We start from the raw sequence: 16,592 nt of genomic DNA, 5'->3' as shown, positions 1-16,592 counted from the left end.
GCTTATGACCAATCTTATTGCCCAGATATCCAAATATATGATGATTATCCTTATGGCTGTCTACACCTATGCCAATTTCCGTTTCTTTTCTTGCCCCTATATAGAGCAAAAGCGGAGGATCTGCGGCAGGCAGATACGGGTTATGTTAGGGCTCCATTTTCTGGCCTATCTTGTGATGTACTTAAAGACGGAGGATGAAGTCTTGAGGGGAATGCTGATGGGATTTTATGGGGCTCAGGCAGTGTTTTTCCTGTGTTACATCTATTTGTACCGGATGATATTCAGAAATGTGTCCAGACTGTTGGTGAATAATACCTGCATGCTGCTGTGCGTTGGGTTTATAATGCTGACACGTCTGTCCTTAAGCAGGGAGATGGATAAGGCAGTCCGCCAGTTTGCTATCGCGGCGGTCTCTGCGGTTGCTGCGTGGCTTATCCCATATATTATGGAACGGGTGTGGCAGCTTTATAAGTTCCGGTGGTTTTATGCCGGGGTGGGGCTTGCGGTGCTTCTGGCGGTATGGCTGGCAGGAAATGAAAGCTTCGGGGCTCAGCTATCCCTGACCATCGGAGGAATAGCCATCCAGCCTTCCGAGTTTGTGAAGCTCACCTTTGTACTGTTTGTAGCAGCTGCCTTCTACCAGTCCCTGAATTTTAAAACCATTGTCACTACCACAGCGGTGGCTGCGGCCCATGTGCTGATAATGGTGCTGTCCAAGGATCTGGGAGGCGCTCTGATTTTCTTTCTTACGTATGTGCTGATGCTGTTTATCGCAACTGGAAGCTGGCTTTACCTGGGGGTAGGGGCCTGCTTAGGGGCGTCGGCGTCTATGACGGCGTATCGGCTCTTTGAACATGTACAAAGGCGGGTGGCAGCATGGAAAAACCCCTGGGCAGATATCGACAACAAAGGCTATCAGATTACTCAGTCCTTGTTCGCCATTGGCACAGGCGGATGGTTCGGCATGGGTCTTGGACAGGGGATGCCGGGAAAGATACCGGTGGTGGAGAAGGATTTTATTTTTGCCGCCGTGTCAGAGGAGCTAGGAGGAATATTCGCAGTCTGCGTGCTTCTTATCTGTTTGGGCTGCTTTATCCAGTTTATGATGATTGCGGCCAGCATGCAGGCTATGTTTTATAAGCTCATTGCCTTTGGGCTTGGGATAGAATATATTATCCAGGTGTTTTTGACAGTGGGCGGAGTAACGAAGTTTATTCCCTCTACAGGAGTAACCCTGCCCTTTGTAAGCTACGGAGGCAGCTCTATTTTAAGCGCTTTCCTGCTGTTTGGAATGATACAGGGGCTTTATATTTTAAAGTGCAGCGATGAGGAGGATATGGAAGAGGAGGCTTTATGAAGAAGGCAAGTCCAAACCCGAAGGCCAATAAAAATATTATAAGAATTACCTATGTGATCGTGGGATTGTTCCTGTCATTGGCGGTGTATCTGGGGTATTTTATTCAGGTTGGAAGTGAGGATGTGATTAACAATTCCTACAATGCACGTTTGGATAGCTTTTCTGATCAGATTTTTAGAGGTAACATTCTGGCGGAGGATGGCACGGTGCTGGCACAGACCCAGATAGATGAAGATGGGAATGAGAGCCGGGTCTATACCTATGGCAGTGTCTTTGACCATGTGGTGGGATACTCTGCCAGGGGAAAAACAGGGATAGAAGCAATGGCAAATTTCTATCTGCTTACATCTCATGTAAATCTGATTGAACAGATTGCCAATGAGCTGGCAGGAAAGAAGAACCCTGGAGACAGTGTTTACACTACTTTGGATGCAGAGCTTCAGCAGGCAGCCTATGCGGCTCTTGGAGACCGGAAAGGGGCTGTGATTGCCATGGAGCCGGATACCGGAAAGATTCTTGCCATGGTATCCAAGCCCGGCTATGATCCCAATACCCTACTTCAGGACTGGGAGGAGCTTACAGGCGATAGAAATGGTGAAGGACGTCTCTTAAACCGGGCCACTCAGGGACTGTATCCTCCGGGCTCCACCTTTAAAATTGTGACAGCCCTTGCATATATGAGAGAGCGCCCTGATGATTATAAGGATTACCAGTTTGATTGCAGTGGGGTTTACAGCAACGGGAAATACCAGATTAAATGCTATCATTCCACAGCCCACGGACGTCAGAATTTGACTCAGGCCTTCGCCAATTCCTGTAATGGGGCCTTTGCCAGCCTGGGTCTGGAAATGGATTTGGGAAATTTTAATGAGACTGCCGGGGAGCTTCTGTTTAACGCCAGTCTGCCCCTTCCCGGCGTGCCCTACAAGCAGAGTGCCTTTCATATGAACAAAGGAGCCGGCCCATGGGAAATACTTCAAACTTCTATCGGCCAGGGTGCCACCCAGATAACGCCTATCCATAGCGCCATGATAACGGCAGCCATTGCAAACGGCGGTACGCTGATGAAGCCTTATTTTTTAGATTCTGTGGTAAGTGCAGGGGGAGAGGAGATTAAAAAATTCATGCCATCCTCCTATGGCAGCCTTATGACGGCAAAGGAGGCTGCTGATCTGACGGAGCTGATGCAGGCAGTGGTTACAGAGGGCACAGCTTCTGGAGCAAGAACCGACGCATATACAGTGGCTGCCAAAACCGGTTCAGCGGAATTTGAGGCAGGAAAGGAAACCCACGCCTGGTTTACCGGATTTGCGCCGGCAGAGTCTCCAAGGCTGGTGGTTACGGTTTTAGTGGAAGAAGGAGGAAGCGGTGGGAAAGCGGCAGTTCCCATTGCACGGCAGCTCTTTGATTTATATATGAGCCGTTAGGAGGCGAAATGGAGAAGGGCTCTCATAGCCCGGTAAAAATGTTCCCGGCGCTCATATTGGTTTGACATGTTCTTTTGTTTCCTTGTATTAATGGGGGGCGGCAGGTTAGCCGCCCTGTTTCAGCAAAATTTTTCCTTGATCAGGATTTCTTAAATTTCCTAATTGAGAATTAAAAGTATTGACGAATGTGGAAGTTCGTAGTAGACTTCTTTAGAAGTTAGCCATAACTAATCATCAATTTCAGTAATGAAATTATGTGTTAAAATTGAAGTTAAGAGGTATTCCTATGATCAAAATCGCAATTTATGGAAAGGGAGGGATTGGAAAGTCCACCACAACGTCGAATTTGTCAGCGGCCTTAAGCACCTTTGGCTATAAGGTCATGCAAATTGGCTGTGATCCCAAGTCAGACTCTACCAAATGTCTGATGGGTGGCGTAAAGATTCCGACAGTCCTGGGACAGATTCGGGAAAAGGGCCCCCAGGGCGTAACGCTGGAGGATCTGGTTTACACTGGATATCATGGTATTCTCTGTGTGGAGGCCGGAGGTCCTACTCCAGGTATTGGCTGTGCAGGCAGAGGGATTATCACGGCCTTTGAAAAGCTGGAAGAGCTGGGGGCTTTTGAGCGCTTTCAACCCGACATCGTACTCTATGATGTATTGGGAGATGTGGTATGCGGCGGCTTTGCCATGCCCATTCGCGGCGGCTTTGCAGAACGGGTGCTGATTGTAACCTCAGGAGAGATGATGGCCCTCTATGCGGCTTCAAATATTGCCAGCGCTGTCCATAATTTTGGGAAACGGGGTTATGCAAAAGTGGGTGGAATTATATTAAACTGCAGAAATGTAGAAAACGAGAAACAGCTGGTAGAGAAGGCGGCTCAGGAGATAGGTGAGCCCGTCATCAGCATTATTCCCCGTGATAAGGCGGTTCAGATTGCGGAGGCCCAGGGAAAGACTGTCGTCGAAGCGTTGCCGGAAAGCAGTATGGCAAAGGTCTATGCCAGTTTGGCAGATAAAGTATTGGAGGTGAGCGGACATGAACGGATGCTGTGCGCAAAGGAATGGCTTTGAGGACTCTCTTCATTATTCGTCCCCGGCACACGGAGGATGGGGAGTGGTAAAAACAGGGCATCTGGTTCCCGACAGCTATCAGCTTTTTGTAAGTCCGGCAGCCTGCGGCCGGCACGGGGCTTTGGCTGCCTGCCTTGAAAAACGGAAAAACCGGGTGTCCTATCTGTTTTTGACGGAAGAGGACATTGTTTCCGGTGGGTATGAGGAGAGAATCATTGAAGGTGCAGGGAAGCTGCTGGCACATCTGGAGAAACGGAACCGGATGCCTCGTGTGCTGATGATTTTTGTCAGCTGTATTGATGATCTGCTGGGGACGGATCATGACGCTCTGACAGAGGAGCTCTCCGCAGCGTATCCCCATATAAGATTTATGTTCTGCCATATGAATCCTACCTCAACGGATACGAAGCTTCCTCCGGGCGTCAATATTCAGAATAAGATTTACAGCCTTCTGGACGTAACGAAGGAGCGGGATCAGGGCGTAAACCTGATTGGCAGCCTTTCACCTCTGCGTCAGACCAGCGAGCTGTTTACGATACTGAAAAGGATGGGGATTTCAGACATCCGGCATATTTCTAATTATGAAGGCTTTGACGCCTATCAGGAGATGGCGCGCAGCTGTCTGAATCTGGTGATTTCCCCAGCCGGAACATATGCCTCCCAGCAGATGGAGAGCAAGCATGGAACTCCGTTTGTAACGGCGCTGACAAGTTTTCGGACTTCCTGTATTAGGGATACCTACAGCCGTATTGCGGATAAGCTGCGGGTAAGGTGTCCGGAGCTTTCCATCTATGAGGAAGAATGTGAGCGGAGGATGTGGGAGACAGCAGGGAAGCTGAAGGGAATGACGGTGCTCCTGGACGGTGAGGCTGTGACGCGGCCCTTTGATCTGGCGAGAGCGCTGCTGGAGCATGGGTTCCAGGTGACGCATATTTTTGAACAGAAGGTGCTGCCCCCGGATGAGGAGAATTATAAATGGATAGTATCGAAGCATCCCCAGGTAAATATCATCCAGACACAGAATCCAAGAGTCACTGTGTTTGAAAAGCTGACACAAGAAGCTTTGTCGATTGGGTACAGCGCTGCGTATATTACCGGGGCGGCTCATGTTTTGGATCTAGGAGGGCAGCATGGACTCTATGGATATGGAGGGATTGTGGAGTTGATGGAGATGATGGAAAAGGCTGCTGGGGAGAAAGCAGATTTAAGGAAACTTTTAGATGATGCAGTACTGGTTGTGTGAGGTTGAGGATCATGGAGCAGTTGTGGATAACCCTTCCCGCACTGGCACCGGATTATTCAGGGGTATGCTCTGCCGTATTTGATCTTGGAGGAGTTACCATTATTCATGATGCGTCTGGCTGTACGGGAAACTATACAGGATATGACGAGCCTCGCTGGTATGGAAGCAAGGCGAAAATTTTCTGCTCGGGGCTGCGGGATATTGACGCGGTGCTTGGCAGGGATGACCGGTTGATTGACAATGCCATTCAGGCGGGAGAGCTGGTAAAGCCAAGCATTTATACGGTTATTGGAAGCCCGGTGCCTATGGTGATCGGTTCAGATATGAAAGGAATTGCCAGGGAAATTGAGATGGAGACAGGGGTACCCTCCTTTGGTTTTGATACCAATGGCCTGGGCTTATACAACAAAGGGGTGGAAGCGGCCATTTGCGCATTGATCGGGCGGTTTACCAGAGCTCAGGAGAAACGGGTTGACAGAGGCGTCAATATTCTAGGCACCAACGCCATTGACATGGGGGCAAATGGAAACGACACAGATTTGACGGAATGCCTTACCTCCTGGGGCTTTACCGTAGTGGGGCGCATGATGATGGGCGCATCTATGGAGCAGATACGTAATCTGGCCGGGGCAGAGGTTAACCTGGTGGTGACTGAATCCGGTGTGGCGGCGGCAAAGCTGCTTTGGGAGAAGTTCCAAATTCCCTATGTGGTTGGCATGCCTCTTGGAAAGGAGGATGAGGTTTGTCAGGCTCTGGAGCGGACGATTCAGGATCAGCAATGCAGGGTAATTTGCGATGGTTCTCAGGAAGGAGGGATTCTGATTGTAGGAGAACAGGTGCTGGCGAACAGCATGCGCAGAGCTATATTGAGGCAGAATCCAGATGTAAAGGTAGCGGTGGGTACCTTGTATGGGCTGAACCATGATATTGCAGGAGAGGGGGATATTGATATTCATAGCGAGGAAAGGCTGATTGAGCTGATTGAGTCTGGATCATACCGGATTCTGGCAGGTGATCCATTGATGGAGGAGCTGCTGGAGGGGGATGAGAGGATGGACTTTCGGGCCTTGCCCCATGTGGCCTTATCCAGTAAATTATATTGGAATCAGGCGCCAAGATTTTTAAGCAAAGAGTTTGACAGGCTTTTAAAGGAGTTGGCAGAATACGAAGAGAGAGGAGCGCATGAAAACATTTCGTGCAAACAGATATGAGACGAATCAAATATTTTATGCTGACCTGTGTAACTGTGGGCTGTATGGCGCTGACTGGCGGCTGCCAGGGAGCCAGAGGGGAAGGCGTAGCCAAGGAGAAGTCCGAGGAGTCTGTTATTACAGAAGCGTCCAGGGACGAGAAAGGCATCGGCAAGGAGGAGATTGTGATTGTGGACCAGCTGGGGAAGGAAATTGTGCTGGATGGCGTACCGGAGCGTGTGGCAACCACCATTATGCCCTTTCCCTATATTTATTATGCTGTTGTCGGAAACTCGGATCATTTAATTGCCTGCAATCCCTCTTCCCTTCTTGCCTATGAGGACAGCGCCCTTAAATATATGTACCCTGAGCTGGCCCATGCCAACACAGAATTTGTGGATACCAGCTTTGTGGTAAATATTGAGGAGCTTTTGAAACTGGAGCCAGAGGTAGTTTTCCAGTGGAATTACATGGAAGAAGAAATTGCAAAGATGGAAGCCGCAGGCATTAAAGTAGTGGCGCTGCAGTATGGAACACTGGAGGATTTGGAAACCTGGATTCGGATTATCGGGAAAATGTTTGACAAAGAGAAGCGGGCTGAAGAACTGATTGCCTATTTCCATGACAGTGTCGGTGAGGTAACAGAGAAAATTGATACGCTTTCTTTAGAGGATTATAAAAATATTTTGATTATGTCAGATAATCTGAAGGTAAATGGAAGCGGGTTTTATGAGTACTATGTTGGTAAGAGCGGCGCTGTGAATCCTGCGCAGGATTTGTCAGGTGAAGCGCTGAATGTGAATATGGAGCAGATTTACCAGTGGAATCCGGATATTATTTATATTGGTAATTTTACATCTATGCAGCCCTCTGATATCGTTGGAAATAAGCTGGAGGGACAGGATTGGTCGGTTTTGGACGCTGTGGCAAAAGGACAGGTATATAAAATTCCGATTGGCGGCTACCGGTGGGACCCGCCAGGAGTGGAGACGCCTCTGATGGTGAAATGGCTGGCTAAAATTCAGCATCCTCAGCTTTTTGAGGATTTGGATATGCGTAAGGAGGTTTCGGATTTTTATAAAGAGGTGTACGGCTTTGAGCTGACAGAAGCTATGCTGGACGAGATTTTAAATGATACTCAGGATTTCTGACAGATGACGGGGAATCCTGGAAAAAAGGAGGGGAAAGAGATTGACATGGGAACGAAAAAGGCAGTGCTGCATTCTGTTTATGGGAAAATACTGATTATGCTGCTGGTGCTGATAGGAGCATTTTTCTTCTCCATGTGTATCGGAAGATATTCCATTACACCAGGTGAGGTTGCCGCAATCATTGCTGCGTGGTTTACAGATTCAATGGAGGGAATGGATAAGATCCGGGTAAATGTAGTAATGCAGGCGCGTTTGCCCCGTATTTTGCTGAGCATGCTCGTCGGTGCGGGACTGGCCTGCTCCGGTGCAGCTTATCAGTGCTTATTTGGCAATCCTCTGGTAAGCCCGGATATTCTGGGAGTATCTGCTGGAGCAGGCTTTGGTGCGGCGGTTGCTATCCTCTTTTCGGCAGGCGCTTTTCTGGTGCAGCTTCAGGCCCTGGCCTTCGGGCTTTTGGCTGTAGGCTTGGTGCTGCTGGTTTCCCGGATGCAGAAAAAGAGAGAGCTGTATATGCTTGTGCTTTCCGGCGTGATTGTAAGTGCGTTGTTTGAAGCGTTGGTGTCTCTTGTGAAATACGTCGCCGATCCCCAGGATAAGCTGCCGGCTATTACCGTATGGTTGATGGGCAGCCTGGCGTCTGCCTCCTATCAAAAGGTTTGGCTGGCTGCCGCCACTCTTGGCCCCTGCATTTTGGTTATGCTGGCGTTGCGCTGGAAAATGAATTTGCTGTCTCTGGATGAAGAGGAGGCCCGCTCTCTGGGAGTCAATGTGGAGCTCCTGCGTCTGCTGATTATTGTAGCTTCCACTCTTATGACGGCCGTTTCAGTTTCTCTGTGTGGGCTCATTGGCTGGATTGGCCTGGTGATTCCCCATATCTGCCGCTTTTTTGTCGGCAATGATCACCGTGGGCTGCTGCCTGCCTGTGTAATATCAGGCGCAGCGTATTTGCTGCTGATTGACGGAATTGCCAGAACGTTAACAGCAGCCGAGCTTCCGCTGTCCATTCTTACAGCGATGATAGGAGCGCCGTTTTTTGCGTATATGTTAAGAAAAACAATGGGGGGAAAGGGCTGAATATGAAGCTGGAAGTCAGAAATGGAAGCTTTGGTTACGGAAAACACATGCTTTTACAGAATCTTAATTTTTCTGTGGAAAGCAACAGGATTATGACGATTCTTGGTCCCAACGGAGTTGGGAAAACAACGCTGCTTAAATGCATTATGGGCTTTCTGAAATGGAAGGAAGGACAAACCTGGTTCAATGGACAGGCTTTGGGCAGCGGCACAAACGAATTTTGGAAGCATACCAGCTATGTTCCCCAGGCGAAACAAAGTATTTATTCCTATCGTGTGATTGATGTGGTAATTATGGGGCTAAATGCAAGACAGAACTTCTTTGCCATGCCGTCAGAGGAGGATTACGAAAGGTCATACGAAATTCTGAAGGTTCTGCAGGTGGAAAAGCTGGCCTGCAAAAGCTTCAATCAGTTAAGCGGCGGCGAGCGGCAGATGGTGATGATGGCAAGGGCGTTGATTTCAGAGCCGGAGCTGCTGATTTTAGATGAGCCAGAGTCCAATTTGGATATGAAAAACCAGCTTCAAATTGTAAATACCATTGAGCGGGCGGCAAAGGAATTTCAAACCAGCTGTTTAATTAATACTCATTTTCCAAATCATGCCCTGAAAATTTCAGATACTACGCTGATGCTGGGTTATAAAAATAAAAAAATAATTGGGAATACCCTGGAAATTGTTACCGAGGATCACATCAGAGAGTACTTTGACGTTTGCACGAAGGTTGTCTCCGTGCTGGTAGATTCGCGGAAATACCATACGATTTTTCCATATCAGATCGCAAAAGAGACCGCCGCTCAATAACCGCTTTTGCCAGAGAAAAAGGCTGGTTGAAGGTTAAATAATAATGAAATAAAACATACTCCTTGCATATCCCCTCCAAACGTTGTATACTAAGACCAGTTATGGCTTGCGCAGGCCGTTAAAAGGGCTAACAAAGCGTAGCCAGGTTCACACCAACACCAGGAGGAATTGCAATGATTGAAGCAACGAGCTGCGGCGGTGTGGTTATTTTTCGAGGAAAAATCCTGGTTCTGTACAAAAATTACAAAAATAAGTACGAAGGCTGGGTTTTGCCAAAGGGAACAGTAGAAGCTGGTGAGGAATATAAGGAAACGGCGCTCCGTGAAGTAAAGGAGGAGACCGGCGTCAGTGCATCCATTATCAAATATATAGGTAAAAGCCAATACTCCTTTAACACCCCTCAGGATGTGGTGGAAAAGGATGTGCACTGGTACCTGATGATGGCCGACAGCTATTACAGCAAACCACAGCGGGAAGAATACTTTCTGGATTCGGGGTATTATAAATTTTATGAGGCTTACCATTTGCTTAAGTTTTCCAATGAAAAGCAGATACTGGAAAAGGCTTACAATGAATATCTGGATTTGAAGAAAAGTAATCTTTGGGGAAGCAAGAAATATTTTTAATGAAATTGACTTAGTTTTAAGGCGCTCCGGGCTCACCGGGGCGCCTTTGGATATCAGCTGGAATCCGCCGGACTTTGAAGGTAACGTAATTATATTTGATTTACCGGTTGTAAGGGAACCTGGGATAAGCTATAATGGGTGGTAGCGGCATTGGATGCCGATATTCATGTAAGTACAAACCGGGGATACTGCTATGGTGGAGAATAACTGGCCTGCAATTATATATTTCACAGCCCTTGCCTTCCTTACGGGAGCAGCCGGAGGCAGCTTTATCAACTGTCTGTCCTGGAGGATGGTTCGCGCAGAGTGTGTTATGAAGGGACGGAGCCGCTGTCCTTCCTGCGGTAATACGCTGGGAGTCTTGGATTTGATTCCGGTATTTAGCTGGATTTTTCTAAGAGGAAGATGCCGCTTTTGCAGAGCTGCGATTCCCTTCCGTTATTTGTGGTCAGAGACGCTTATGGGAACGGTGGCTGTCAGCCTGCTTTTTCGTTATGGCCTTAGTTTAAAGGCTATTTTCTATCTGATATTTACGTTCATCCTTCTGGGGGAGGCTTTGATAGATTGGGAGATTTATGAAATTCCTGATGGCTTTCACCTGGCAGCGATTCTTTGGTGGTGTGTTTATCTACCATACTCAGGAGAGCCTGTGACGGAGCGGCTGACAGCCGGACTTATGGGAGGCGTTTCCATAGCAGGCGGCCTGCGTTTGCTTACTACAGCTTTTGACCGGATGCTTGGTAAGGAAAGCATGGGAGGCGCAGATATTAAGCTGTTCTTTGTTACTGGCCTTTATCTTGGATTTCCTGGCAATCTTTTAAATCTGATTGTCAGCTGTATTATGGGGTTAATTCTTGCTGCTTTATCATCCGGGCAGAGGAAGGAAAGAGAGGAACCATCCCTGATTCCCTTTGCCCCGGCCATTGCTGTAGGAACCTGGTTTTGCCTTCTCTTTGGGAAATGGATTACGTCCTGGTATGCAGGCTTTTTCTAGGTAGAAGAGACAGCATTAAGAGCTGCCTTATAGTTTAAACAATGTGGAAGACCAGAACAGGGAATAGGCTTTATCGGAAGAGGAGAGGCTTCGTATTCTTAATTAGCAGGAAGAATAAAAAGGAGCGGATGGGGGAACCTTTTTTTAAAGTGTCTTATACCGGAGCAGGCAGATATAAATAGAAAGGAAGCGTTTGGAAATGAGTAAACGATATGAGCAGTTAAAGACATATATGGATCGGGTCATGGCTATTAAGACGGCTATGACTCTATTTGAATGGGACAATGAAACCCTGGCCCCTCAAGAGGCCGGAGAGCTGACCTCCCAGGTGATTGGAGTACTTTCTGGAGAATATTTTCAGGCCTTAACCTGTAGTGAGTTGCGTCAGAGATTAAAGGAATGCAGGGAAGATGAAGCACTGTCTGAGCCAGAGGCCGCCAATGTGCGGGAGCTTTGGGAGGAGCTGGAGAAGATCCAGTGTATTCCCCAGAATGAATACCAGGATTTTGCCACACTTACAGCCAGAGCTACCAGGGTGTGGGCCAGAGCCAAGGAGGACAATGACTTTAAAGCCTTTGCTCCTACCCTTAAAAGGGTAATCGAATATCAGAAGAAATTTGCCGGCTACCGGGCTAATAATGGAAAAAGGCTGTATGATGTGATGCTGGATGACTTTGAACCTGGATTTTCCATGGAAAATCTGGATGCGTTTTTCGGACTGTTAAAAAGAGAACTGGTTCCCTTCTTAAAGCAGGTGGCAGAGGAAAGTAAAAAGGCGGACGACAGCTTTCTTAAGGGGGATTATCCTGTGAAACAGCAGGAGAAGCTGGCCCGGTTCCTGGCTGAATATGTGGGGTTTGACTTTGATCGGGGCGTTATGGCAGTTAGCGCCCATCCCTTTACCACGAACCTTCATAATAAGGATGTACGGATTACTACTCATTATACTGACTGTGTGGACAGCTCCCTGTTCTCCGTTATCCATGAGGCAGGCCATGGCATCTATGAGCAGGGAATCCGGGATGAGCTGACACTCACTCCTGCAGGTCAGGGAGCCAGTATGGGAATGCATGAGTCACAGTCCCGCTTTTTCGAAAATATAATCGGCAGAAACCGCGCCTTTTGGGTTCCCATCTACGGGCGTGTGCAGAACATGTTTCCAAAGCAGCTGGGAGAGGTAAGCTTGGATACCTTTGTGGCTGCTGTCAATAAGGTGACAGCCGGCCTTATCCGTACCGAAGCTGACGAGCTGAGCTACAGCCTTCACGTTTTAATCCGATATGAGATTGAAAAAATGCTTATTGAGGAGGATTTAGATGTGGAGAAGCTGCCTGAAGTTTGGGCCTCCAAATATGAGGAATATTTGGGAGTACGTCCTGAAACGGCTGCAGAAGGGGCGCTTCAGGATATTCACTGGTCCCAAGGCTCCTTCGGCTATTTTCCGTCCTATGCTTTGGGAAGCGCCTTTGGCGCACAGCTTTACTGCCATATGAAAAAGAACATGGATTTTGAGGGACTTCTGGAGAAGGGAAAGGTGAATGTGATCCGGCAGTATTTGAAAGAGCATATCCATCAGTTCGGAAAGCTTAAAACTAGCCGCCAGCTGCTGAAGGATGTGACGGGAGAGGATTTTAACCCGCATTATTATTTGGATTATCTGAAAGAAAAATATGCAAAGCTTTATGGCATAGAAGTGCAAGAGGAAGGGCTCTCACAGCAATAAACACATTCCATCATATATCGCCTGCCGGCTCTTTTCTGGCGCGGCGATATTTTTATACTTAAGGACAAACGCCTCATAGGCAGGAATAGCCGCTCATATATTATACGTAGCAAAGTGCATGTGCATACCATGCTGGAAATGGAGGGATAAGGACTTTGAATAAACGTATTATATGGGCTGCTGTCATAGGCCTGATGGTTCCTTATGTAGGAACCCTGGCCTGGACAGGCACGATACGTGGGGAAGAGCTAAGCTATGAGCAGAAAAAAGGTGTATCTGGAGGGCGGCGTATCCTGCTGGATCGCAGCGGCGGTTCTTATTACATGGATATGGAGGAATACCTTCCCGGAGTCATTGCCAGACAGATGCCTGTGGAGTTTGAGCCGGAGGCATTAAAGGCTCAGGCCATTATTGCCAGGACTTATATCTGCCGTCAAATGGAAGCGGCAGGAGAGGAGGAAGAGATTGAAGAGTCGTCTCTGGATATGGATTATCTGGAGTCGGATCAGCTTAAAAGACTATGGGGCTCCAGCCGTTTTCCGCAGTATTACCAGAAGCTAGAGTCTGCGGTAAAAGCCACCTCCGGTATGGTTATGACTTACGAAGGGAAGTGTATTGAGCCTATGTACTGCCGGGCGGCAGCAGGAATGACCAGAAATGGGGATTTTGCACATCCTTATTTTCAGAGCTTAGAGTGTCCAAACGATGTGGAGGCGGAAGGGTATATGCAGATATTGGCACTATCAAAGGAGGATTTTGCGGCGCGTATTAACAGTATTCCTCAGACTAGTTCCAGTTCCCGCCAGATAGACCCATCCCAGATTCCGGACTCGATACAGATCGCAGCCAGGGATGAGGCCGGGTATATAGAGGAGCTGCAAATTGGTGGTTACAGCTATACAGGAGAGGAGGTTCAGTATGCTCTGGGACTTCAGTCGGCTGCGTTTACCCTGGAGCCTTATGAGGAGCAAATCCGGGCAGCATCAAAGGGAATCGGGCATGGCTACGGCTTAAGTCAATGGACAGCTAACCAGAAGGCAAAGGAGGGATGGAAGGCAGAGGACATTCTTGGATATTTTTATAAAAATATTACACTCCTTTCTGAATAATCAGTCTCGGTTTGGTAAGAATAGTACCGAGGTGATAAACGTGAAAGAGAAAGTAAATCAAATGTTCAAGGATAAGCTGTTTCTTGTCATGCTAGTGTTAGGCCTGCTGACTATTGTAGCCGCAGCAGGAGTGTTTACCGTACAAAGAGGAAAAGGTAATGAGACAAATCCGTACCTTGAGGTTCCACAGCCAGAGATGATTGCCCAGGAAACCGATCCGGAGCTTCCTCCGGTTGCAGGAGCTTCTGATGGGACGAAAAACGCGAAAGATATAATCCAGGCGCCCAGCCAGACAGCTGTGGCAAAGAACGAGAACCAGGGCAATGACCTGGCGGCAGAGGCGGGAGCTGGGCAGAATGCGGCAGAAGCCCTGGTGCTGAATTTTAATGATTCCAGCAAGATGACATGGCCTGTAAGGGGAAATGTTATTCTGGATTACAGCATGGATCAGACAATTTATTTCCCAACCCTGGATCAGTACAAATGCAATCCCGGAATAGTGATTCAGGCTGATGTCAGCACTCCTGTAGAGGCGCCTGCCAATGGAAAGGTCCTGGAGGTGGGCGTCAGTGATGAAATCGGCAGCTACGTTGTCCTGGATCTGGGTAATGAGTACAAAGCTACCTGTGGTCAGTTGAAGGAAGTCTGCGCAGTAGAGGGCGAGTATTTGAAGCAGGGACAGATTATGGGCTATGTATCAGAGCCTACCAAATATTATTCCGTAGAAGGCGTTAATGTATTCTTCGAGCTGCAGCATCAGGATAAGACGGTAGATCCTCTGAATTTCATGGAGTAGGAAAGCGCTAAGCTTTATAGAAGCATTAGTCAGAAAACCGGCTAACCAGCTGGTTTTTTGCCTGTGAGGGATCTGTATGGAAAAATAATTTGATACAATACATTGACAAGGCAAACAACCGGTGATATGCTAAATGACAACAGGGAGCTTGTAAAGCAGGCTGAGAGGAAGTAATCGAACTTCGACCTATCGTACCTGATTTGGGTAATGCCAACGTAGGGAAATATGAGACGCTTATTTTTTGCATTTCAAGGTTCATTTCCTGCGGGGGGTGGACCTTTTGTACAAAGTATTATGAAAAACGGAGGATATGAAATGAACGTAAATGTTAAAAAATTAGCGGTTAGCGCAATGCTGGTGGCGGTTGCAGTGTCTTTGTCCAGCCTCTCCATTCCGATTGGAGCATCCAAATGCTTTCCTGTCCAGCACCTGGCAAATGTTATCGCAGGCGTATTCCTGGGACCCTGGTATGGTGTGGCAATGGCTTTCTGCACGTCTCTTATCCGTAACCTCATGGGAACAGGCAGCCTCCTGGCCTTTCCAGGCAGCATGATTGGAGCCTTTGCCTGCGGCATGTTGTATCAGCATTCCGGGAAATTGGTCTGGGCCTATGGAGGGGAAGTTTTTGGAACCGGAATCTTGGGAGGGGTACTGTGCTATCCTGTTGCAACCCTGCTTATGGGAAAGGAAGCGGCAGTGTTTGCTTATGTGATGCCGTTCCTTATGAGCACCTTAAGCGGCACTGTGATTGCGGCTTTTTTAATGGGTGTTCTGTGCAAATCGGGAGCGTTTAAATATTTGAAACATCTGCTGGACATGGAGATGGAGCTGTCCGGCGCAGTAGGGAAATAAGGAAACTTTTTCCACTTTTTAAGAAATTTCAGAGTTTTATAATAATTTGTTCACAGACGGTTCAGAGGCGTATTTTATACTAACAAAAGAATACAGGAAGAAGGAGTGACAATATGAACATATTATTTTTCCTGACTCCTAAAAGTGACGTAGCGTATATAAGTGAGGATGATACGTTAAGACAGGCTTTGGAGAAGATGGAGCACCATAAATATTCCTCTGTACCGATTGTCAGCAGAACAGGCCGTTATGTGGGAACACTGACAGAGGGCGATCTGTTATGGGGCATGAAAAACCAGTTTAACCTGGATCTTAAGAGCGCAGAGAAAATACCGGTTACTGCCATACGCCGCAGGTGTGATAACCGCCCGGTGAAAGCGGACGCAGATATGGAGGATTTGATTGGTAAAGCGCTGAATCAGAACTTTGTTCCGGTTTTAGATGATCAGAAGTGTTTCATCGGAATTATAACCAGAAAGGATATTATTAAATACTTCTATCGGAAATGCGAGACAGCCAAGGATGGCTCTCAGCTAGAAGCCGCAGTCAGCGGCAGAGCGCATAAAAATGTAGACCTATCAGCAGTAGTAAGAATGCGCGGCAAAGAAAAAGCCTTTGTATAGAGACTGACAGAGGTGTACATGAATCAGAAACAGCCGGAAAATGTGCTGGCAAAGAGAAAGAGGAAACAGGAGTGGCTAGTATGCAGCAGTAAGCTTGCAAAATCAGATGAGACAAGGCGGCGCTGGGATTAACTTCCCAGCGCCGCCTTTGTCCGCAGTCCGGGCAGGTTCTCCTAAATCCCGTTTGCTAATGAGAGGCAAGATTTGATTTTCAAGTTAGTTGTCACAGTCGCAGCAGCTATCTTCAGAGAAAGCTCTGCTGTTTCCTCTTAGAGTAGTAAATCCGCTCCAACCGATGCGGGAACCGTCACGGAAGCCCTCCCAAAAGCCTTCGCGAAAGCCATCACGGAAGGCCTCGCGCCGGTTATCATTGCCGCAGCCACAGCGATTATTCCAGCGATTACAGCCGCAGCCGCATCCATTATTCCAGCGATTACAGCCGCAGCTGCATCCATTATTCCAACGATTACAGCCACAACCGCATCCATTATTCCAACGATTGCATCCACATCTAGATTCAAAACAACACATATATCGCATCTCCTTTTT

16 protein-coding genes and 1 riboswitch are annotated in these 16,592 nt (G+C 47.8%); of the genes, 15 read left to right on the top strand and 1 reads right to left on the bottom strand.

The annotated features are described in order from the left end of the window. Window positions 1-4: 4 nt before the first annotated feature. The 15 genes from FYJ39_RS05840 (at window position 5) to FYJ39_RS05770 (ending at window position 16,043) form a co-directional block, all read left to right on the top strand. Window positions 5-1,357, top strand: a complete 1,353-nt coding sequence (locus FYJ39_RS05840) for an FtsW/RodA/SpoVE family cell cycle protein (RefSeq protein WP_154471601.1) — start codon at window positions 5-7, stop codon at window positions 1,355-1,357. Continuing rightward, the gene (locus FYJ39_RS05835; protein WP_154471600.1) at window positions 1,354-2,784 is read left to right on the top strand and encodes a peptidoglycan D,D-transpeptidase FtsI family protein; all 1,431 of its coding nucleotides are present in this window, start codon (window positions 1,354-1,356) and stop codon (window positions 2,782-2,784) included. The genes FYJ39_RS05840 and FYJ39_RS05835 overlap by 4 nt, the downstream gene beginning before the upstream one ends. Window positions 2,785-3,070: 286 nt before the next feature. Then, entirely contained in the window at window positions 3,071-3,859 is a 789-nt protein-coding gene (locus tag FYJ39_RS05830; RefSeq protein ID WP_154471599.1) for a nucleotide-binding protein, read from the top strand. After that, window positions 3,825-5,102, top strand: a complete 1,278-nt coding sequence (locus FYJ39_RS05825; RefSeq protein WP_154471598.1) for a nitrogenase component 1 — start codon at window positions 3,825-3,827, stop codon at window positions 5,100-5,102. Before FYJ39_RS05830 ends, FYJ39_RS05825 begins: the two co-directional genes overlap by 35 nt. Window positions 5,103-5,113: 11 nt before the next feature. Further along, a complete protein-coding gene (locus tag FYJ39_RS05820; protein ID WP_154471596.1) occupies window positions 5,114-6,313 on the top strand; it encodes a nitrogenase component 1 in 1,200 nt (399 codons plus the stop codon). Continuing rightward, window positions 6,310-7,443 carry an ABC transporter substrate-binding protein gene (locus FYJ39_RS05815; protein WP_154471594.1) on the top strand — a complete coding sequence of 378 codons (1,134 nt, stop codon included), beginning with the start codon at window positions 6,310-6,312 and terminating at the stop codon, window positions 7,441-7,443. Before FYJ39_RS05820 ends, FYJ39_RS05815 begins: the two co-directional genes overlap by 4 nt. Before the next feature lie 3 nt (window positions 7,444-7,446). Continuing rightward, window positions 7,447-8,517: a FecCD family ABC transporter permease gene (locus FYJ39_RS05810; protein WP_235919748.1), complete on the top strand. Its 1,071-nt coding sequence runs from the start codon at window positions 7,447-7,449 to the stop codon at window positions 8,515-8,517. A 2-nt stretch (window positions 8,518-8,519) separates the two neighbouring features. Next, window positions 8,520-9,320 (top strand): ABC transporter ATP-binding protein, encoded by an 801-nt coding sequence (locus FYJ39_RS05805; protein ID WP_154471592.1) that lies wholly within the window; start codon window positions 8,520-8,522, stop codon window positions 9,318-9,320. Between the two features lie 173 nt (window positions 9,321-9,493). Then, complete coding sequence (locus tag FYJ39_RS05800; protein WP_002567924.1) at window positions 9,494-9,946, top strand: NUDIX hydrolase; 453 nt, start codon at window positions 9,494-9,496, stop codon at window positions 9,944-9,946. Window positions 9,947-10,139: 193 nt separating this feature from the next. Further along, window positions 10,140-10,940: a prepilin peptidase gene (locus FYJ39_RS05795; protein WP_154471590.1), complete on the top strand. Its 801-nt coding sequence runs from the start codon at window positions 10,140-10,142 to the stop codon at window positions 10,938-10,940. Window positions 10,941-11,139: 199 nt separating this feature from the next. Further along, complete coding sequence (locus FYJ39_RS05790) at window positions 11,140-12,663, top strand: carboxypeptidase M32 (protein ID WP_154471588.1); 1,524 nt, start codon at window positions 11,140-11,142, stop codon at window positions 12,661-12,663. A 155-nt stretch (window positions 12,664-12,818) separates the two neighbouring features. Beyond that, a complete protein-coding gene (locus tag FYJ39_RS05785) occupies window positions 12,819-13,772 on the top strand; it encodes a SpoIID/LytB domain-containing protein (RefSeq protein ID WP_154471586.1) in 954 nt (317 codons plus the stop codon). A gap of 40 nt (window positions 13,773-13,812) precedes the next feature. Beyond that, complete coding sequence (locus tag FYJ39_RS05780; RefSeq protein ID WP_178258505.1) at window positions 13,813-14,568, top strand: M23 family metallopeptidase; 756 nt, start codon at window positions 13,813-13,815, stop codon at window positions 14,566-14,568. 130 nt (window positions 14,569-14,698) lie between these two features. Beyond that, window positions 14,699-14,808: riboswitch (TPP riboswitch) on the top strand. 75 nt (window positions 14,809-14,883) lie between these two features. Further along, window positions 14,884-15,420 (top strand): energy coupling factor transporter S component ThiW, encoded by a 537-nt coding sequence (gene thiW / locus FYJ39_RS05775; RefSeq protein ID WP_154471584.1) that lies wholly within the window; start codon window positions 14,884-14,886, stop codon window positions 15,418-15,420. 113 nt (window positions 15,421-15,533) lie between these two features. Continuing rightward, on the top strand, window positions 15,534-16,043 hold the full coding sequence (locus FYJ39_RS05770; RefSeq protein ID WP_154471582.1) for a CBS domain-containing protein: 510 nt from the start codon (window positions 15,534-15,536) through the stop codon (window positions 16,041-16,043). 269 nt (window positions 16,044-16,312) lie between these two features. On the opposite strand, the gene FYJ39_RS05765 is transcribed toward FYJ39_RS05770, so the two are convergent. Further along, window positions 16,313-16,564, bottom strand: coding sequence for a hypothetical protein (locus FYJ39_RS05765; protein ID WP_154471580.1), 252 nt, complete (start codon window positions 16,562-16,564; stop codon window positions 16,313-16,315). Window positions 16,565-16,592: the final 28 nt, after the last annotated feature.

Origin of the sequence: Clostridium porci, from assembly GCF_009696375.1 — a bacterium.
Taxonomy (GTDB): domain Bacteria; phylum Bacillota; class Clostridia; order Lachnospirales; family Lachnospiraceae; genus Enterocloster; species Enterocloster porci.
Note: the sequence above shows the minus strand (reverse complement) of the source record. Positions and strands in the feature narration are given on the sequence as shown.